Origin of the sequence: Anaerotruncus sp. 1XD42-93, assembly GCF_009917605.1 — a bacterium.
Lineage (GTDB): Bacteria > Bacillota > Clostridia > Oscillospirales > Ruminococcaceae > Anaerotruncus.
The window spans coordinates 1-18,922 of the sequence record NZ_QZEG01000051.1 but is presented as its reverse complement, the minus strand read 5'-3'; the positions used below and the strand labels follow the sequence as shown (position 1 = coordinate 18,922).

At 57.0% G+C, this 18,922-nt stretch carries 21 protein-coding genes, 1 tRNA gene and 2 rRNA genes; 14 read left to right on the top strand and 10 right to left on the bottom strand.

Features of this window, described 5'->3' with window-relative positions; translation table 11 throughout:
- Nucleotides 1–22 precede the first annotated feature (22 nt).
- From rrf (D5269_RS14185) to rrf (D5269_RS14175), 3 genes are all read left to right on the top strand, one after another.
- Nucleotides 23–139: ribosomal RNA gene (rrf, locus tag D5269_RS14185) — 5S ribosomal RNA — on the top strand.
- A 42-nt stretch (nt 140–181) separates the two neighbouring features.
- Nucleotides 182–257 (top strand) — tRNA-Asn (locus tag D5269_RS14180).
- A 33-nt stretch (nt 258–290) separates the two neighbouring features.
- Nucleotides 291–407 (top strand): 5S ribosomal RNA (gene rrf, locus D5269_RS14175).
- A 37-nt stretch (nt 408–444) separates the two neighbouring features.
- Here the strand turns inward: rrf (D5269_RS14175) and D5269_RS14170 are convergent.
- The 7 genes from D5269_RS14170 to D5269_RS14140 all read right to left on the bottom strand — a co-directional run bounded on the left by D5269_RS14170 (nt 445) and on the right by D5269_RS14140 (nt 4,972).
- Complete coding sequence (locus D5269_RS14170) at nt 445–921, bottom strand: VOC family protein (RefSeq protein ID WP_016317667.1); 477 nt, start codon at nt 919–921, stop codon at nt 445–447.
- A complete protein-coding gene (locus tag D5269_RS14165; protein WP_158605009.1) occupies nt 918–1,250 on the bottom strand; it encodes a competence protein TfoX in 333 nt (110 codons plus the stop codon). Before D5269_RS14165 ends, D5269_RS14170 begins: the two co-directional genes overlap by 4 nt.
- A complete protein-coding gene (locus D5269_RS14160) occupies nt 1,234–1,515 on the bottom strand; it encodes a DUF3795 domain-containing protein (protein ID WP_016317669.1) in 282 nt (93 codons plus the stop codon). The genes D5269_RS14165 and D5269_RS14160 overlap by 17 nt, the downstream gene beginning before the upstream one ends.
- A 53-nt stretch (nt 1,516–1,568) precedes the next feature.
- A complete protein-coding gene (locus D5269_RS14155) occupies nt 1,569–2,390 on the bottom strand; it encodes a helix-turn-helix domain-containing protein (protein WP_016317670.1) in 822 nt (273 codons plus the stop codon).
- Nucleotides 2,390–2,971, bottom strand: coding sequence for a transcriptional repressor LexA (gene lexA, locus D5269_RS14150; RefSeq protein WP_016317671.1), 582 nt, complete (start codon nt 2,969–2,971; stop codon nt 2,390–2,392). Before lexA ends, D5269_RS14155 begins: the two co-directional genes overlap by 1 nt.
- Nucleotides 2,972–3,483: 512 nt before the next feature.
- Nucleotides 3,484–4,242, bottom strand: a complete 759-nt coding sequence (locus D5269_RS14145; protein ID WP_120486421.1) for a heparan-alpha-glucosaminide N-acetyltransferase — start codon at nt 4,240–4,242, stop codon at nt 3,484–3,486.
- Between the two features lie 196 nt (nt 4,243–4,438).
- On the bottom strand, nt 4,439–4,972 hold the full coding sequence (locus tag D5269_RS14140; RefSeq protein ID WP_016317673.1) for a DUF4358 domain-containing protein: 534 nt from the start codon (nt 4,970–4,972) through the stop codon (nt 4,439–4,441).
- A gap of 571 nt (nt 4,973–5,543) precedes the next feature.
- Here D5269_RS14140 and D5269_RS14135 point away from each other — a divergent pair.
- The gene (locus D5269_RS14135) at nt 5,544–6,197 is read left to right on the top strand and encodes a nuclease-related domain-containing protein (protein WP_016317674.1); all 654 of its coding nucleotides are present in this window, start codon (nt 5,544–5,546) and stop codon (nt 6,195–6,197) included.
- A 419-nt stretch (nt 6,198–6,616) separates the two neighbouring features.
- Here D5269_RS14135 and D5269_RS14130 read toward each other — a convergent pair whose 3' ends face one another.
- The 3 genes from D5269_RS14130 to fabD are packed head-to-tail and all read right to left on the bottom strand — an operon-like array spanning nt 6,617 to nt 8,895.
- Nucleotides 6,617–7,132, bottom strand: coding sequence for a shikimate kinase (locus D5269_RS14130; protein ID WP_016317675.1), 516 nt, complete (start codon nt 7,130–7,132; stop codon nt 6,617–6,619).
- Nucleotides 7,125–7,967: a shikimate dehydrogenase gene (gene aroE / locus D5269_RS14125; protein WP_120486419.1), complete on the bottom strand. Its 843-nt coding sequence runs from the start codon at nt 7,965–7,967 to the stop codon at nt 7,125–7,127. The genes D5269_RS14130 and aroE overlap by 8 nt, the downstream gene beginning before the upstream one ends.
- Before the next feature lie 10 nt (nt 7,968–7,977).
- Nucleotides 7,978–8,895 carry an ACP S-malonyltransferase gene (fabD, locus tag D5269_RS14120; RefSeq protein ID WP_016317677.1) on the bottom strand — a complete coding sequence of 306 codons (918 nt, stop codon included), beginning with the start codon at nt 8,893–8,895 and terminating at the stop codon, nt 7,978–7,980.
- Between the two features lie 481 nt (nt 8,896–9,376).
- Here fabD and D5269_RS14115 point away from each other — a divergent pair, with 481 nt between their 5' ends.
- The 10 genes from D5269_RS14115 (at nt 9,377) to acpP (ending at nt 18,101) form a co-directional block, all read left to right on the top strand.
- Nucleotides 9,377–10,369 carry a beta-ketoacyl-ACP synthase III gene (locus D5269_RS14115; protein WP_016317678.1) on the top strand — a complete coding sequence of 331 codons (993 nt, stop codon included), beginning with the start codon at nt 9,377–9,379 and terminating at the stop codon, nt 10,367–10,369.
- 144 nt (nt 10,370–10,513) lie between these two features.
- Nucleotides 10,514–11,467 carry an enoyl-[acyl-carrier-protein] reductase FabK gene (fabK, locus tag D5269_RS14110; RefSeq protein ID WP_120486423.1) on the top strand — a complete coding sequence of 318 codons (954 nt, stop codon included), beginning with the start codon at nt 10,514–10,516 and terminating at the stop codon, nt 11,465–11,467.
- Nucleotides 11,460–12,200 (top strand): 3-oxoacyl-[acyl-carrier-protein] reductase, encoded by a 741-nt coding sequence (fabG, locus tag D5269_RS14105; protein ID WP_016317680.1) that lies wholly within the window; start codon nt 11,460–11,462, stop codon nt 12,198–12,200. Before fabK ends, fabG begins: the two co-directional genes overlap by 8 nt.
- Nucleotides 12,201–12,231: 31 nt before the next feature.
- The gene (gene fabF, locus D5269_RS14100) at nt 12,232–13,467 is read left to right on the top strand and encodes a beta-ketoacyl-ACP synthase II (RefSeq protein WP_120486418.1); all 1,236 of its coding nucleotides are present in this window, start codon (nt 12,232–12,234) and stop codon (nt 13,465–13,467) included.
- A gap of 4 nt (nt 13,468–13,471) precedes the next feature.
- A complete protein-coding gene (gene accB / locus D5269_RS14095) occupies nt 13,472–13,939 on the top strand; it encodes an acetyl-CoA carboxylase biotin carboxyl carrier protein (RefSeq protein ID WP_016317682.1) in 468 nt (155 codons plus the stop codon).
- 12 nt (nt 13,940–13,951) lie between these two features.
- Nucleotides 13,952–14,395 (top strand): 3-hydroxyacyl-ACP dehydratase FabZ, encoded by a 444-nt coding sequence (gene fabZ / locus D5269_RS14090; RefSeq protein WP_016317683.1) that lies wholly within the window; start codon nt 13,952–13,954, stop codon nt 14,393–14,395.
- Between the two features lie 367 nt (nt 14,396–14,762).
- Nucleotides 14,763–16,112, top strand: a complete 1,350-nt coding sequence (locus D5269_RS14085) for an acetyl-CoA carboxylase biotin carboxylase subunit (protein WP_022788295.1) — start codon at nt 14,763–14,765, stop codon at nt 16,110–16,112.
- Nucleotides 16,113–16,136: 24 nt separating this feature from the next.
- A complete protein-coding gene (gene accD / locus D5269_RS14080; protein ID WP_016317685.1) occupies nt 16,137–17,024 on the top strand; it encodes an acetyl-CoA carboxylase, carboxyltransferase subunit beta in 888 nt (295 codons plus the stop codon).
- Nucleotides 17,002–17,823 carry an acetyl-CoA carboxylase carboxyltransferase subunit alpha gene (locus tag D5269_RS14075; protein ID WP_120486417.1) on the top strand — a complete coding sequence of 274 codons (822 nt, stop codon included), beginning with the start codon at nt 17,002–17,004 and terminating at the stop codon, nt 17,821–17,823. Before accD ends, D5269_RS14075 begins: the two co-directional genes overlap by 23 nt.
- Nucleotides 17,824–17,867: 44 nt before the next feature.
- Nucleotides 17,868–18,101, top strand: a complete 234-nt coding sequence (gene acpP, locus D5269_RS14070; RefSeq protein ID WP_016317687.1) for an acyl carrier protein — start codon at nt 17,868–17,870, stop codon at nt 18,099–18,101.
- The last annotated feature ends 821 nt before the right edge of the window (nt 18,102–18,922 follow it).

The window sequence follows — 18,922 nt, the reverse complement described above, 5'->3', positions numbered from 1 at the left end:
ATTCCCGCACGGGTCACCAAAGGCTGGTGTTTATTACGTTGAGGATCCACCTGTTCCCATTCCGAACACAGTAGTTAAGCTCAACAGTGCCGACAATACTTGGTGGGTGACTGCCTGGGAAGATAGGTCTATGCCAGCTCTTGAATACAGCACAGCAGATGTTGTGCTGTATTCCCATTTTGCCTTAATAGCTCAGTCGGTAGAGCATGCGGCTGTTAACCGCAGGGTCGTTGGTTCGAGTCCAACTTGAGGCGCCAATTGCCGTCGGCAGGCGATCAATATGCCGAACGGCTGGTGTTTATTACGCTGAGGTTCCACCTGTTCCCATTCCGAACACAGAAGTTAAGCTCAGCAGTGCCGACAATACTTGGCGGGAGACCGCCCGGGAAGATAGGTCTATGCCAGCATGAAAAAGACTCGGAGGAGACTCCGAGTCTTTTCTTTTTATTGATCCAGCAGGGATTCGCACTGGCGGACAAATTCAATCGGGTGCTGGGATTTCTGGGCCACTTCTTCGGCGGACATACCCTGCCGCAAAAAACGACAGATGACCGTCTGCATACTTTCTCCGACCTCGATGATATGTCCATCCGGGTCATAAAAGCGGATCAGACGCTGCCCCCACGGCATATCCTGTACTGGATGCACCAATTCGACCGTTTGGGTTCCCAGATGTTGCAGAAAGCTGTCAAAAGATTCTGTTTCGAAGTAAAGCTCCGTATCATGAGGCTTCTTTTTTAAAACAGAACTGGGTTTTCCGATGAATTGCAACCAGCTTTCTTCCGTTTGTAGGGCGAAGCCACCGTTGAAGGTGATGTTTGCGCCGAAATCCAGAATGACCTCCTGTGCGAGCAGGGTCTCATAGAAAGCGCGGGAGGCCGCTAAATCCGAAACGACCAACATGGGACATTGCAATTTCATGTAGCTTTCTCCTTCCGTTTTTTGGGCTTCGGAGGAGGGAGAGCGTCGCAGACAGCGCGAACAAGCTGTGCCAGAAATGCGGTATCCTCCAGATTTTCGACCAAAAAGTGGGTGTCCTTGCCGCCGGTTGGGGCGACGGGGGTTGCATTTGGGAAAAACGGCTCGGATACAGGAAGCCGTTTGATGTAAAACTGATTGCCGCACACCACCCCGACGACCTTTAGGTCGCAGTAAACCACGTAATCCCCCATCATTTTATAGTGGCTGATCGCCCCGGCTTCCCGGAGCTGCTCCTCCACAAACTGCATAAAGTCAGGCGTGGACGCCATTGGACATCTCCTCTTTCCATTGTTTGCACTGTTCAATCCGCTTGCCGCCGTCCCCCTGCTTTGGATCATAGGCAAATTGTTTCAGCAGTTCGCAGGAAAATTCCGGGCATTCCCCACAATGTGAAAGCTGTTTTTGCTCACAGCAGGATTTCACCGGGCAGGCGTCCCCCCAGAACGGTTTGTTGATCTTCGTGCAGCCTTGGCAGCCGGGTTGTTCTCGATATTCACAGGCAGAGCAGAGCAACCCGCATCTTGATTCGATCATGAGAATTCCTCCTTCATATTTTTGGGTAACAATAGAAACAATTCTATCATAGCTCAAAATTTAAACGGTTCCTTGTAAAAATCGGACTTATTTTGGAGGAATGTCCGGGGGGAAACCCCGCAAATTTCGTGGAAATCACGGTCAAAATGCGCCTGATCGTAAAATCCGGTTTCCTGTGCAAGGCTGGCCAAGCTGTGGCTGGCCTCCATCAGGCGGATAGCGGCGTTGATCCGGGAGAGCCGCGCAAATGTTTTGACACCCATGCCAAAATGAAGGCGGAACAGCCGGTTCAGATGGCGCTCGCTGTAATGTTCCAGCCGGGAAAGCTCCTGCACCGAAAGCAGGCCATCTGCATGTATCAGCCGGTTTGCGGCCGATACAGCCGCATCCGGGAGTGGATGCAGAAACAGGCGGTGCAGAAAGAGCCTGTCCAGCTTTTCGACCAGTTCCTGCGCCGTTGAGGTCGTTTGGAGGGTCTCACAGATTGCATGGTGCAGTGCGGCATCGACCTGCTCGAGCGGGAGCCGGAGGTCGCGCAGAGCAGCCTGGTTGCCGTAGAGCAGCGAAAACAGCCCTCCGGGGAGGAATTCCACGAAGAGCCGGAAGGGAACCGGGCGGGTGGAGACATCCACCACCCGGGTGGTCGCGCCCCATACCTGTCCGCAGATCTGCCCATTTTCACAGGTAAACACCAGACAGCCGCTCGCATCGGGGATGAGGGAAAGTGCAGGGGAGCTGGTTCCATAGCTGTTCCGCTCGATTGAGACGGTGTAATGGGCGATCAGCGGGCGCAAAAGGGAATGGGGCTTCAGATAGAACTGGCCCGGCAGGACAAGGATCGGGTCGATCTCGGCAAATGAGGAGGGGAGTACCATCAATACTCCCTCTGTAAGCCCACCACACGCCCGAGAATCATCAGATGGTCGGTATAGATCGGTTCCATCGTATCATTTTCCGGCTGAAGCCGAAAGCCGCCGTTTTCTTTATAAAACCGCTTGACCGTTGCCTCATCATCAATCAGCGCGACGACGATTTCGCCATTTTCAGCGGTGGGGGTCCGGCGGGCGATAATCAGATCGCCGTCGAGGATGCCGGCTTTGATCATGCTTTCCCCGCGCACCCGCAGGGCAAACAGTTCTTTTGAATTTCCCCGCAGCTGTACCGGGATGTATTCTTCGACCGACTCAACCGCCAGAATGGGCTGTCCAGCGGTGACAACGCCGAGCACAGGGATGTGGGAAACCTGGCTGCCCGGCAGGCGGATCGAGCGGTTCAGCCCGTCTCCACGCTCAATGTAGCCTTTTTCCTCGAGGCTGGTCAGATAACGGTGCACCGACGAAGTGGATTTGATGCCCAGTTCCGCACCGATCTCGCGTACACTGGGGATAACGCCCTTTTCAATCGACCGCCGGATCAGGTCAAATACAGCGGATTCCTTTGTAGTAAGCTCCCGCAAGACGATCCCTCACTTTCTCAATATAGGGTTTCTTCTGTATCATCGGCATAAGCTGGCTCCTGTAATCCTGCTGACAGCAGCTGCCTGCGGAAATCCCGCCGCAGGCGTGAAAAGAAGGATTCTTTTCAGATGCTCTCATTATAACATATCTTTTTCAGAATTTCAAACGTATGTTCCAAACAACTTTATTGCCATGTTTTGCGCCGTATAATCGGCAAATTTCGACGCTATCAATAGAATGTTCAGAGAAAATGTGAATATTTTTCATGGTTCGTACATGGCTCATTCACACACTATTTTGAGGATCCGTTATAATATAACTGTACTCAAGATTAGCCGCAAACATTTTGAGTATCTCTACCCTCCTCAAAACACACCTCAAACAAGCTGAACCGGATGCACAGGCATCCGGTTCTTTTCTTTTTGTCCGGGGGTTGCTGCCTGGGCAGAGAGAAAGACCGGTTTTTCCGTTTCCAGCGGAAAGACCGGCCTTTTTGTGTTTTGTACAGCGTTCAGGGCTGTCTGAGGATATGGAACAGAAACCACAGCAAGCCGTATGTGATCGGCTGATGGAGCATATAAATCCAGATGGTATGACGTCCGACCCGGGCGAGCAGCGGCAGATGGCTTTCGTAAGCGATGGCAGGCATCCTTCCTTCCCGGGCATAGACCCCCAGGAAAGAACCGGCCAAAAAGAGGAAAAGCCAGGGGATCAGCGGGAAATAGTCGGAGGAATAGAAACCGGCGGTAGGGAATCCAAAGGGGAACAGCCACCCGGATTCGTAAAGGGCATCGGGGAGCCGGAAGAGCAGAGGAGGAATCCCGATGGCGCGATAGGGGACATACAGGGTAGCAAAGAGCAGGAATCCAAAAACCGGGGCCCCAAACGGGGTGGGGATCCGGTCGAGCAGGGGCTCGAGCAGGGCAAAAAGAACCATCGATGCCCCAAGCAGATGCAGGACCCCAAACCGGACGATCTGTTCCGGGATGAACAGACTGGTCACAACGGTCAGCACCATGCCAAGCCCGAAGGTCAACAGGCCGCGTTTCAGGTTGTTGCGGGAGAACCGGCAGCAGATGCCCGAGACGGTAATGAACGAGGTGGCAATGAAAAGCTGAAGCCAGTGCATCAGCGGGGAGCTGAAAAACGGCCAGTTCACGCCGAAGATATAGACCAGATCGTAAGCGGCGTGATAAAAGACCATCAGCAGGATCACCAGGCCGCGCAGTTCATCGAGCAGAGGAACCCGGCGGAAATTGGAATCGGACATCGAAAACGGACCTCCCTGAAAAACAGTTGTGCTGTTGTCTTACAGCGAAAAAGCGGTTCAAAAAACCCGATCACTGTTTTTCTCTGATTTCAAAATAGGGCTGTTTGGAAAATCGAAACGGCCGACCCTCTCCACAAGCCCAGATAAAAGTGCAAAGCCAGCGGGGCCGAGGGACAAAGCCGCCGCAGGTGTGGAATTACTGCGGGAGATGCCGGTTGATGACTGCGCGGGCGGTTTCGGTATCGTCGAGCATGAGCATGACCACATATTCCCCCTGCTCAAAGATGACCGCGTCCTGTGCGATCCGGTAGGAATTGTAGATGTCGAAATTTTCGAACTCCTTGACCCGGCTCACCTTGACTTGTTCGAGCGATTCACGCACATCTGCGCGGTATTCCGGGTAAGGTTTGAGCAGGAATACATCCGCCACACCATACCGCCCGGACGCGTATTTCACGTGGAATTCCTCGAGATAGTCAGGGTTGATGAAGAACTTGTTTTTGAGCAGGTCCCGGTTGGCAAACGCAAGGCCGCGTACATCCACGGTTTCATAAATTTCCTCAAGCGCCTGGGCGGCAGCCTCCTCTTCCTCAAAGTACAGCGTCAGCCCTTCTCCGGAATCAGCTATACCGCTGTCCAGATACACCTCTGCGCTGGTCTGTGCGGAATCGCAGCCGCCCAACGGGAAGGCCAGCAGGATTGCCGCACAAAAGCAGATCAGCCGTTTCAAAAAAACGCCTCCAGTTCAATCTCAATAGACCGGTTTCACGTGCGGCAGATCGTTGCCCGCCGCCGAAAAGCAGATCTTTCTTTTTTCAATGGTTTGATATATCAAATTAGAGTATACCGGATTTTGTCCTGCGGTTCAACTGTAACAATCCACCTTTTAAACAATGTTTACAAACCACCCCCCTTTTTTGGTCAGAACCGGCAGAACAGAGAATCGAATATCCAGCAGATTTCCTTGCAAATCCGCATGAAATTTGCTATAGTTTGTACAAGGGACCTTTAAAGTCTGTATCCAAAACAGCTTCTAAGAACCCGTTCAGTAGTTATGCAAGGGGGCTTTTTCACTTGCAAAAAGCCCCCTCTTGCCGCTTCGCGGCAATTCACCCGAAAAAGGCGCTTCACAGGAGAAAGCGTTCCGCGCTCTGCGGAGCGCGGCCAAAGGCTCTGCCTTTGGAAACCGCGATTTTTTGAAAAAAATCGAGTAAAACTTTAAATTATGGAAACCGGAGCAAAGAAATGGAGTAAAACTTTAGGTGCTAAACAGGCTCTAAGATCATTATGGGGGATGTTGCATGGAAAAATTTGATCTCGACCGGTTTGCTGCCATCACCGGGTTGGTGATGCTGGCAGTAGCGGCGGTGATTGTAGTTGTCCGGATCGCTTACAACTGGCGCAGAAATGAGCACAGTGAAAAATGCAGGGTCAGCCGCCGGCTAAAGCGGTTTGCCGCACCGCGCGGATTCCGGGTGCTGGATGACGTGAAACTGGAGGCCAACGGGCAAACCGGCTGGGCGGATCATATCCTGATTGGATATTTTGGGGTCCTGCTGGTTTATGATATTATCTTTGCCGGGGATTATTACGGAAAGCCCGGTGACAAATACTGGTCGCTCGGCGTTCCTGGACAGGGGCGTTATCGGATGGAAAATCCCCTGCTTCAGGCCGACCGTTGCGCCGGACGGGTGCTCTATCTGCTGCACGAGGCGGGGATCAAGCTGCCCTCCCCCGAGCATGCGGTGGTGATTACCGCAGCTAAACGCGGGGTCACCAGTTATATCAAATCCGAAGATGTGGTGCAGTTTTCCGAACTGGGGAAACTGCTTGGGCGGACGAAGTTTCAACAGGACCGGGACGTGGATGTGGAAAAGGTAGCGGAGGTGCTCGCCGCCGCGCAGGCCAGCCCGGAAAAGTTCCATTCCGGGCGGGATAGGAAGGCGGACGGCTGAGAACCTGTTTGGTATTTCAAGTTTTACTCAATTTTATCGAGAAAAATTTCGGGGCGCAAGCGCTCTCCTTCGGGGGTCTTCTCGGACCTGCGGTCCGAAGCGCGCTTCGCGCGACGCCCCCTCAGTTTGCCTTACGGGCTGGGTGCCGCTTTTTTCCAAAACGAAAGTTTTACTCGATTTTTTCCAAAAAATCGCGGTTTCCAAAGGCAGAGCCTTTGGTCGCTCATCGCAATGAGCGAAATACTTTATCCTGTGAAGCGCGTTTTTCGGGTGAATTGCCGCGAAGCGGCAAGAGGGGGCTTTTTGCAAGTGAAAAAGCCCCCTGCATCAAACTGTTTTGACCATGATAAAACGACCGCGCACCGATGCGAAAGACAGATCGGTACGCGGTTTTTCTGCATTTTGAGAAAGTGCGCTTTTCAGGCTTTCTCCCAGTCCATGCAGCGGTAGCGGGCTGCAATCTCTCCGGCGATCTGCGCCACTGTTTGGCTGGCATCCACTGTGAAGGAGGATGCCTCCAGATAGCATGTGCGCCGCGCCTCGAACAGCGCATACAGCTCCTCCGGCGTGCTCGACTGCACGATCGGGCGGTCGCTCCACCTGATCCGCTGGTAACAGATCGGAAATGCTGCATCCAGAAAGACCACGAGATCCTCTCGAGAAAGCGCGTCGATATTGCGCCGGAAGGTGAGCGCGCCGCCGCCGGTTGAGACGACACATCGGGAGCGTCCCGCCAGGCGCTTGACCGCCTGGTGCTCGAGATCGCGGAAATACGGTTCCCCCTGCGCGGCAAAAATTTCCGGAATGGGGACCCCCTGCTCGAATTCGATCTCGGCGTCCAGGTCCACATAGGAAAGGCCGGTCAGCCGCGCCAGATGCTGTCCCACAGTGGTTTTGCCGCAGCCCATGAAACCGCAGAGGATGATATTACGCATCTGCTTCCCCCGCTTTCCGGTCGAGCAGGGCATTCATCTCGTCGACCAACAGATCAATCTGCGCGGGTAAAAACTGCGAGCCATGCCAGATTTCGTGTGCAACCGCTGCCTGCCAGACGAGCATTTCCATCCCGCCCGCAAAAGGGACCCCAGCTTTCCTTGCATCGCAGAGCAGCCGGGTTTCACGAGGGTTGTAGATGCAGTCAAACACGGCGCCGGCTCGCGCAGTGACCGGCCCGGGCAGCGGGGAAACACCGGTTTGCGGGGACATCCCGACCGGCGTTGCATTGATGATCAGCCCGAACGGGCGGTCGAGCGCATCAAGCGTGGAAACCTGCACCGAACAGCCGAACCGTTCGCTGATCTCGCGTGCGAGCGCCTGCCCTTTTGAAAGGTCGCGCACAGCGATGGTCAGTTCTGCGCCCTGCCGGACCGCCTCGATCGCAAACATCCGCCCGACGCCGCCCGCCCCGGCCACACAGACGGAGGTTTTCAGCGAAAATCCGTGGGCCTGCATCGTGCGCAGGAACCCGTCACAGTCGGTATTGTAACCGGTCATCCGGCCATCCTGCACCCGGACGGTATTCACCGCCCCGTAAAGGGCCGCAGAACCGTCCAAACTGTCGAGGAAGGGAAGGATTGCCTGTTTATAGGGAATCGTAATATTGAACCCTTCCAGCCCGCGCAGGATGGGGACTTGTGTTTCCAGCTCGTCCGGCGGGAACGGGAACAGGCTGTAGCTGTCCGTCCGTCCCTCAAGCGCGAAGAGCCGTTCGTGGATTTGCGGGGACATACTGTGCCCCAGCGGATGCCCGATCAGCCGATAGCCGCCCATCTGCCCGCCCTCACAGGGAGCCCTTGAGCTTTTCAAGGGTCTTGAGGTTCTCAACGTTCATGGCGGATGCTTGTTTGAACCCACGTTTGACCAGCATGGTCAGCACCTTGTTGGGACCGAGTTCGACAAACCGTTCGATCCCGTCGGAGAGCATCGCAGAGACCTCCTCATGGAACCGGACCGGAGAAATCAGATGTGTTGCGAGGTATTCGACAAGATCCGTGTCGGGATCGAGCGGTTTCGCGTTAAGATTAGAGTAGAATGGTTTGGAAAGCGGGTTGGTTTTGACATCTGCGATCGCAGCGCGGAACTCCTCGGCGGCAGGAGCCATCATCCTGGAGTGGAACGCGCTCGAAACCGCCAGCTTGACCGCTTTGGCGCCCATCCCCGCAAGGCGGTCCGCAGCCGCCTGCGCGGCCTCCACTTCGCCTGCGATCACCGTCTGGGACAGGCTGTTGAAGTTGACCGGCAGCAGGTAGCCCGGGGTTTCCTCGCAGACGCGCGAGACCGTCTGTTCATCGCTGCCGACAATCGCAAACATGCTGCCCGGGTTTGCGTCCGCTGCCCGTTGCATCGCGGCCGCACGCGCGCCGATCACCCGGAACCCGTCCTCGAGAGAGAAAGCACCCGCTGCGGTGAGGGCGGCGTACTCGCCCAGTGAATGCCCGGCGAATGCGTCCGGCTGCAAAAATTCGGATACCACCGCATAAGCCGCCATCGAAACCGCGAAGATCGCGGGCTGGGAAACCTTTGTCTGGGCGAGGGACGCCTCGTCCCCCTCGAACGAGAGCTTTGCCAGATCAAAGCCTAGGATATCCCCGCCGCACTCGTAGACTGCACGCGCCGCCGGGAAGGCCTCGTAAAGCTCCTTTCCCATGCCGGGATACTGGGAGCCTTGTCCACTGAAAAGGAAAGCTGTTTTTGCCATCACTGATCGCTCCATTCTTTGAAATAGTTTAGGGGCTGCCTGAAAAATGGAAATAGCCATCTTTTTATAGAAGCAGCGTCTGCTGTGAAAAATCTGCTCATTCCCTCTTTTCAACAGGCCCTTGGTTCTCTCAAACGCCTGACGCTGTCTTACCGGCCAAAGGGGCCAGCGCCTTTCTTCCGGGATTCCCGTCCCGGCGGGCCGGGAACGGTTTTCCGGGCCTGCTTTTGACCCGGTGAAACAGCTTGCAGCCGGGGCGGCCAAAAAAATTCACAAATTAGGTATTGACAAATTATGGCCTCTCCCTTTATCATAATGAAGGAATATAACAACTGTTACATTTTTGCCCTTCCCGATTTCAGGAGCACAGTACACGGCTGGCACTGTGTCTGACAGGGAATATCTGCTGGATATTTTACCACAGCCAGCAGGAGGGATGCAAGGCCCGGGGCGAAAAAGGCAGGGGAAACAGGAGCAGTACATGACAGGAATCAGGATATGCGGAACAGGCAGCTATCTGCCTGACCATGTAGTAGAAAACGAAGCATTCACCCGGATCGTGGAAACCTCGGACGAATGGATCCGCACCCGTACCGGAATCAGCCGGCGGCATATTGCAGAGCAGGACACCTGCTGGAGCATGGGGGTCAAGGCGGCGCAGCGGGCAATAGAAGCGGCAGGGGTCCGCCCGGAGGAGATTGACCTGATCCTCTTTACCACCGTAACGGCGGATTATCTCTCCCCATCGATGAGCTGCATAGTACAAGGGGAGATTGGGGCGGTCCACGCCTCCTGTATCGACATCGCCTGTGCCTGTGCGGGATATGTCTACGCGCTGGATATGGCGCGGCGGTATCTCGCCTGTGGGGATATACACACCGTTTTGATCGTGAGCAGTGAGATGCTCTCCCGGGCCACCGACTTTTCCGACCGTTCGACCTGTGTGCTGTTTGGGGATGGTGCGGGCGCATGTGTCGTGCAGGCGGAGGATGTGCTGTTTGCCACCGATCTTGGGGCGGACGGGACCGGCGCACATTTCATGTTCGGACGCCACCGCCGCCCGGAAATCCCGTTTGCGGGACAGCCTGCGGCGGAAAACCAGATCTGCGGGATTCCGGCGCAGGACGGGACCTTCTATATGGATGGAAAAGCGGTTTACAAGTTCGCAACCGCCGCCATGCCCGATACACTCCGCCGCTGCTGCGACAAGGCGGGGATTGGGCTGTCCGACCTGGACTGGGTGGTCCCCCACCAGGCAAACATTCGGATCATCCAGACCGCGATGAAAAAGCTTGGCCTGCCGATGGAAAAGGCGTGGGTGAACATCCATGAGACCGCAAATACCAGTTCAGCCAGCATCCCGATTGCGCTGGATGAGATGATCCGCGCGGGCCGGCTGACCCGGGGGCAGAAGGTCGGGGTTGCCGGATTCGGCGCAGGGCTGGTCTATGCGGGAGCGGTATTCTCCTACTAACCCCCCGTTTTCCCCAACCGGCCGAACGCTTGACGCAGGGTACGGATGCGCACAGCGGCCGGCAGAAGCCAGAGGGCTGGGGAAGGTTCGGCATTGGAAACGTTTCAAATACAGGAAAATGAAAATAAGGTGGAAACAAACATGATAAAAACAGAGATTACCCGGATGCTGGGCATCCAATACCCGCTCTTCCAGGGCGGGATGGCATGGGTCGCGGACGCAAAACTTGCTGCTGCGGTTTCCAACGCAGGAGGCCTTGGCCTGATCGGGGCGTCTGCTGCCCCGGGCGAGGTGGTCGAAGGGATGATCCGGGAGGCAAAATCCCTCACCGATAAACCGTTCGGCGTCAACGTCATGCTGATGAGCCCGTTTGCCGACGATGTGGCGCGCATCTGTGCCGAACAGGGGGTCAAGGTCGTGACCACCGGCGCGGGCAACCCCGGAAAATACATGGAGATGTGGAAAAATGCAGGGATCAAGGTGATCCCGGTGGTCGCGTCGGCGGCGCTCGCCAAACGGATGGAGCGCGCAGGTGCGGATGCGGTGGTCGCGGAGGGCTGCGAATCGGGCGGCCATATCGGGGAGCTGACCACCATGACGCTGGTGCCGCAGGTTGTGGACGCGGTTTCGGTCCCGGTTATTGCGGCGGGCGGCATCGCGGATGCGCGCGGGGTCGCCGCGGCGTTTGCGCTGGGGGCACAGGCGGTGCAGTGCGGCACCATCTTCGTCTGCGCGGAGGAAAGCCCGGCGCATGAGAACTATAAAAACCTGATCGTCAAGGCCAAAGATACCGAGACGATCGTGACCGGCCGCAACGGCGGCGCACCGATCCGGTCGCTCAAAACCAAGCTGACCCGCAGGCTCGCCAAGATGGAGCATAAGGAGATCTCGCTCGAGGAGTTTGAAAAGTTTGCGGCCGGCTCGCTGCGCAAAGCGGTGCAGGACGGCAACCTCGAAGAGGGCAGCTTTATGGCGGGGCAGATTTCGGGCCTGGTTTCCCGGATCGCCCCTGCAAAGGTGATCGCGGATGAACTGATGCAGACCAGCGAAGCGCTGCTGAAAAATCTGGTTGCTGAGAGGGGGATTACGTTTGAGTAAGGTTGCACTGGTCACAGGCGCCAGACAGGGGATCGGCCGCGCAATCTCGTTTGCGCTGGCACAGCAGGGGTTCGATGTGGCGATCAACTGCCGCAACGAGCAGACTGCGCTGGCAGCCCGGGAGGTCGCCAACGAATGTATGAAGCATGGGGTGGACGCCGATTGCTTTACCGCGGATGTGTCGCAGTTTGAGGAGTGCGCCGAGATGGTCAAGCGGGTGATGGCGCGCTGGGGCAGGATCGACGTGCTGGTCAACAACGCGGGGATCACCCGCGACGGCCTGATCGCCCGGATGGGGGAGGCACAGTTCGACGACGTGATCGCGGCGAACCAGAAGAGTGTTTTTAACATGATGCGGCAGGTGGTGCCGGTGATGATGAAACAGCGCGGCGGACGGATCATCAACATCTCGTCGGTAGCGGGTGTCTATGGGAATGCCGGGCAGCTCAACTATTCGGCTTCCAAGGCCGCGATCATCGGGATGACCAAATCTGCGGCCAAAGAGCTTGGCGCGCGGGGGATCACCGTCAACGCGGTGGCGCCCGGCTTTATCGAAACGGATATGACCGAAAAGCTGCCGGATAAGGCAAAGGCGGCGATTATCGAGCGGATCTCGCTGGGTCGGACCGGGAAACCGGAGGACGTTGCCAACGCGGTGGCGTTCCTCGCGGGGGACAGCGCGTCCTACATCACCGGGCAGGTGCTCTGTGTGGACGGCGGAATCGTCATGTGAACGGAGATAGAAAACAGAGGAGTGCAAAAGAATGAAACGAGTGGTCATCACATCGGTTGGCGCAGTCACACCGGTTGGTCTGGATGCAGAAAGCATGTGGCAGAACGTCAAACAGGGGAAACATGGATTTGCGCCGATCTCGTCGTTTGATACCTCCCGGCTGAAGGTGAAAAATGCGGCGGAGATCCGCAACTGGGACCCGGTCTCAATGGGGCTGAACAAGAAGGAAGCCCGCCGGATGGACCGGTATACCCAGTTTGCGATGGCAGCGGCAAAGCAGCTGATCGACAGTGCAGGCGATCTTTCGGGGATAGACCCCTATCGCGCGGGCGTCATCGTCGGCAGCGGGATCGGCGGCTTTCAATCGACCGTCACCGAGCACGCAAAGTTTCTGGAAAAAGGCCCGGACCGGGTATCGGTCTTTCTGATTCCCATGATGATCTGTAATATGGCGGCTGGCCAGATCGCGATTGAATACAAGTTCAGAGGGGATAATTTCGCCCCGGTGACTGCCTGCGCCACCAGCGCACACGCGATCGGGGAGGCGTTCCGCAAGATCAAGGATGGATACCTCGACCTCTGCATCACCGGCGGTTCGGAAGGCTCGATCAATGAATTTGCAGTAGCGGGGTTCCAGAACATGGGCGCGCTCACCGAATCACAGGATTGTGACCGGCTCTGTATCCCGTTTGACAAGGAGCGCAGCGGGTTTGTCATGTCCGAGGGCGCGGGGCTGCTGCTGCTCGAGGAGTATGAGCACGCGAAAGCGCGCGGCGCACAGATCCTCGGGGAGATCGTGGGCTATGGCGCAACCGACGACGCCCACCACATCACCGGGCCGGACCCGGAGGGCGACGGCGCGGCACACGCGATGCTGCATGCGATCCGGGAAGCCGGGATCGAACCCGGGGAGGTCGGCTATATCAACGCGCATGGTACCTCCACCCCGCTGAACGAGCAGTGTGAAACTGCGGCGATCAAGCGGGCGTTCGGGGAACACGCCTACAAGCTGGCGGTCAGCTCGACCAAGTCGGTCACCGGGCATATGCTCGGCGCGGCAGGCGGGGTGGAAGCGATCATCACCATGAAGGCGCTCGAAGAGGGAGTCCTCCCCCCCACTGTCGGTTACAAGGTCCCGGATGAACTGTGCGACCTCGACTATGTGACCGAAGGTGCGCGCAAAACCGAGATCAAATACGCGCTTTCCAATTCACTCGGGTTCGGCGGGCACAATGCTTCGCTACTTCTGAAGAAATTTGAGGGTTGACAAGATGGCAAAGGAAATGACGATCGAACAGATCCAGGCGCTGATGGACAGTATGCACAAAAACGAGATCAGCGAGCTGGTTTACGAGGTGGAGGAATTCCGCCTGAAAATCAAAGGCCAGCAGGCGCCGTCTATAGCGCCGGCCCCGGCCCCCGCCGCTGCGGTGCAGGCGGCCCCGGTCGCGGTGGCAGTCGCAGCCGCGGAAGCCTCCGTCCCCGCCCCGGAAAAACAGCCAGAGGGCAAGGTCATCACTTCCCCGATTGTCGGGACGTTCTATGCGGCAAGCTCGCCGGATAAAGACCCGTTTGTCAAGGTCGGGCAGGCGGTTTCCGAAGGGGACATCGTGTTCATCGTCGAGTCGATGAAGGTGATGAACGAGGTGCCCGCGGATAAGAGCGGCGTGGTCGCCGAGGTGCTGGTCGAGAACGGCGCGCCGGTCGAATACGGCCAGCCGGTTCTGCGGCTGGAATAAGGGGGCGTTTGCATGGTATTGCTGGACAAAGAGCAGATCAAACAGATCATCCCCCACCGGGACCCGTTCCTGCTGATCGACGAGGTCGAGGAGATGGAGCTGGGCAAACGGGTGGTGGCGAAAAAATATATTGCGCCTGATTCCTACTGGTTCCAGGGGCATTTCCCGGGCCATCCGGTCACACCGGGCGTCCTGACCATTGAGATGCTGGCGCAGGCAGGCGCGGTGTGCGTGCTGTCGATGCCGGAAAACAAAGGAAAGCTCGCCTTTTTTGCGAAGATCGACAAGGCCAAGTTCCGCCGCCCAGTGCTGCCGGGGGATACGGTGCGGCTGGAGGTCGAAATGCTCAAGCTGAAATCCAGCTTTGGGACCGGCACCGCGACCGCGACGGTCGACGGGGAGCTGGCAGCGAGCGCAGAGATCACCTTCGCACTCAGCAAAGGCGAAAACGCATAAATTTTATCGGAACAAAAAGGCTCTTATAGCAATCTGTTTCGCATTTTGCAAGGGCGCTTTTTCTCTTGTAAAAAGCGCCCTCCTGCCGCCCGTTGGGCGGCAATTCACCCGAAAAACTGCCGCCTTCGGCGGTTGCGCTCCGAAACGCTTCGCTGCGGCTCGCAGTGCGATGAGCGGCCAAAGGCTCTGCCTTTGGAAACCGCAATTTTTCGAGAAAAATTGCGTAAAGCTTTTAATTGGGGATAGATTTTTTGGGGGCTTACAAAACCAAAAGTTTCGTCCACCTTTTCAAAGGTGGCGGGGTCGAGGGGCAGAACCCCCGCCGCCGCGCGCACGCGGCGGGACGCTTTTTTGAGAGGGGAAAATGATGGTTTCAAAAGTGCTGATTGCCAACCGCGGGGAGATCGCGGTGCGCATTATCCGCGCCTGCCGTGAAATGGGCCTGCCGACGGTGGCGGTCTGCTCGACAGCGGATAGAAGGGCGCTGCACGCGCAGATTGCAGACGAATGTGTGTGCATCGGCCCGCCTGCCTCCAAGGACAGCTATCTGAATATGCACGCGATCCTTGCGGTCTGTGAGCAGACCGGTGCGGACGCAATCCACCCCGGGTTTGGTTTCCTGTCGGAGAACGCCTATTTTGCGCGTCTCTGTGCCACCTGTGGGGTCAAGTTTATCGGGCCTTCCCCCGAGTCGATCGAGCTGCTCGGCAACAAGGCCCGCGCCAAAGAGACAATGAAACAGGCCGGGGTGCCGGTTGTGCCGGGAAGTGACGGCGCGGTTGCCGACGCGCAGGAGGCGCGGGAGATCGCTGGCCGGATCGGCTATCCGGTGATGGTCAAAGCTTCGGCGGGCGGCGGCGGACGCGGTATCCGGATCGCCCGTTCTGCCGATGAGATCGAATCCGCCTACGACGCCGCACAGCAGGAGGCGATCGCCTGCTTTGGGGATGGGGACATCTATCTGGAGAAGTTCCTGGTCAATCCCCGCCATATCGAAATCCAGGTGCTGGCCGACGAGCATGGGAATGTGCTGCATCTCGGCGAGCGGGACTGTTCGGTCCAGCGGCGCAACCAAAAGCTGATTGAAGAGTGCCCGTCCCCAGCGCCGGTGATGAACGAAAGCCTGCGCAGCCGGATGGGTGAAGCTGCCAAAGCCGCAGTGCGTGCCGCCGGTTACTACAACGTTGGCACAATCGAATTCCTGGTGGATGAACAGGGGAACTTCTATTTCATGGAGATGAACACCCGCATTCAGGTAGAGCATCCGGTTACCGAAACGGTCACCGGGGTGGACATCGTGAAAACCCAGCTTGCGATCGCGCAGGGAAAACGCCTGGGCCTGCGTCAGGAAGAGATCACCATGCAGGGCCACGCGATCGAATGCCGGATCAACGCCGAAAATCCGGCGCTGGATTTCCGTCCCTCGCCGGGGGAGATCAGCTCGCTCTATATGCCGGGCGGACCGGGGGTGCGGATCGACAGTGCGGTCTACGCCGGATATACCATCCCGCCCTACTACGACTCGATGATCGCCAAGCTGATCGTCCACGCGGCGACCCGCCGGGAAGCGATCATGAAGATGCGTTGGGCATTGGCGGAATTTCTGGTGGAAGGGGTCGACACCAACATCGACTTCCAGCTCTCCCTGCTGCATAACAAGGAGTTCACCGAGGGCGATTACGACATCGGGTTCCTCGACCGCCTGCTCCACAAGTAAATCTGCAAACGGAGGTGTATGAAAATGCTTGAGGATCTGTTTTCCAAGGTCAAAACGAGGGCTTCCTACGATAAGCCCCGTGTCCCAAAGGGGAAAGTGAGCATCCCGGAAAATCTGATGTTCAAATGCCCCCGCTGCGGCAAGGTGGAGTTCATGGATGCGTTCCTGCTCGGCAACAAGGTCTGCCCCAGCTGCGGCTACCACGCCCGGCTCACCGCGCAGGAAAGAATTGAGCAGATTGCGGATAATTTCACGTTTATTGAGTATGACAAGCATATGAAGAGCCTCGATCCGATTGATTTTCCCGGCTATCCGGAAAAGGTCTACCATCTGCGCCGCAAAACCGGCCTGCGGGATGCGGTCATCACCGGGGAATGTACGGTTATGGGCAGCCCCTGCGCAATCGGTGTGATGGATACCCGGTTCATGATGGCGTCGATGGGCTCGGTGGTGGGAGAAAAGGTCACCCGCCTGTTTGAGCAGGCGGAGGGCAGGCGGCTCCCGGTTGTGCTCTTTACAGCCAGCGGCGGCGCGAGGATGCAGGAAGGGATCATCTCGCTGATGCAGATGGCCAAAACTTCCGGTGCAGTTGGGCGGCATTCCAAACGGGGGCTGCTCTATATCACCGTTCTGACCGATCCGACCACCGGCGGCGTGACCGCCAGCTTTGCCTCACTGGGGGACATCATCATCGCCGAGCCAAAGACGCTGGTGGGGTTTGCAGGGCGCCGGGTGATCGAAGGAACGATCAGGCAGCGGCTGCCCGAAGATTTCCAGTCAGCGGAGTTTGCACAGGAGCATGGGTTTGTTGACCTGATTGTAGAGCGCAGCGCCATGCGCAAGACCATTTCGCAGCTGCTCAAGCTGCATCAGACAGGGGGTGCCGGCGATGGCAAAGACAGCCTGGGATAGAATGCAGATCATCCATGAGAAAAACCGTCCGACCGTACGGGACTATCTGCCGATGGTGTTTGAAAATTTTATCGAGCTGCATGGGGACCGCTTCTACGGGGATGATGCGGCGATCCTGGGAGGGATCGGTACGCTGGATGGCCAGCCGGTCACAGTGCTTGCACAGGTCAAGGGGCGCGACCTCAAGGAGAACCAGCAGACCAATTTTTCGATGCCCCATCCGGAGGGCTACCGCAAGGCCCTTCGTCTTGCCAAACAGGCGGAGAAGTTCCACCGTCCGGTGGTCTGCCTGATCGACACGCCCGGCGCCTTTTGCGGCATAGGCGCGGAGGAGCGCGGACAGGGAGAGGCAATCGCCCGCAATCTCATGGAGTTTATGCAGCTTGAAACCCCGGTCATTTCGATCGTGCTGGGGGAGGGCGGCAGCGGCGGCGCGCTTGCGCTGGGTGTCTGTGACGAGCTGGCGATGATGCAGAACGCGATCTATTCGGTGATCTCGCCGCGTGGGTTCGCGTCGATCCTCTGGAAAGACCCCTCCCGTGAGAAGGAAGCGGCAAATATTATGCGGATCACAGCGGAGGACCTGGTTGAGTTCGGGGTCGCGGAAACGATCATTCCAGAGCCGGATGGGGGAGCGCATATCGACCCCGAGGCGGCCGCGGAGGCAATCCGGAAATATATTTCGGAAACGATCCCAAAATATATGAAAATACCTATTGCCAAACTGTTGGAAAACAGGTATTATAAGTTTCGTAAGGTTGGGGTATTCACCGAACAGAAAGGTGTCAATCCCCTTTGACCGGTATTCTGCCGGTTTAATCAAGACGCTAGGAGGAACGATTTATGGTATTTGAAAAAGTAAGAGAGATTCTGGTGGACCAGCTTGATGTTGAAGAGGATGCAGTCACAATGGATGCCAGCATCACAGGCGACCTGGGTGCGGATTCGCTCGATATTGTTGACCTGGTGATGAGCCTCGAGGAAGAGTTCGACACCGAAATCCCGGATGAGGAGATCGAGAACATCAAGACGGTTGGCGACATCGTGAAATATATCGAAAACAATACCAACGCATAAAAACATGGCCCCGCTGTTGCAGGGGAACTACAGGGAATTTGGAAAAGTATTGGCGTGCAGCTGCGTCAATACTTTTTTGTGTCATATTTGTCTTCGGATCGACGGTCTGAGCAGGGGGCTTTTTCACTTGCAAAAGCCCCCCTCCGCCTTTCAGGCGGCAAGGCAATTCACCCGAAAAACGCGCTTCACAGGATAAAGTATTTCGCTCGATCTCCGCGCCAAGAGCCGCCTTCGGCGGTTGCGCTCCGAAACGCTTCGCTGCGGCTCGCAGTGCGATGAGCGACCAAAGGCCCTGCCTTTGGAAACCGCAATTTTTTGAAAAAAATTGAGTAAAACTTTAGGTTGAGAAAAAAGGAAGTCGCTCCCAGCTTGTCGGGGTGGGGCCTGCGGGGAGGGGTCACCGACCCCTCGCCCGCAAGGCAAACTGAGGGGGCGTCGCGCGAAGCGCGCTTCGGGCTGAAAGCCCGAGAAGACCCCCGAAGAAGGGCGCTTGCGCCCCGGAAGTTTGGGCTGGAACCCAAACTTCCGTTGCCTCACTGCCTTTGGAAACCGCGATTTTTTGGAAAAAATCGAGTAAAACTTTAATTTTGGAAAAAAGCGGCGCCCAGCCCGGAAGGGAGGGGCCTACGGGGAGGGGTCGCCGACCCCTCGCCCGTAAGGCAAACTGAGGGGGCGTCGCGCGAAGCGCGCTTCGGGCTGAAAGCCCGAGAAGACCCCCGAAGAAGGGCGCTTGCGCCCCGGAAGTTTGGTCTGGAACCCAAACTTCCGTTGCCTCACTGCCTTTGGAAACCGCAATTTTTTGAAAAAAATTGAGTAAAACT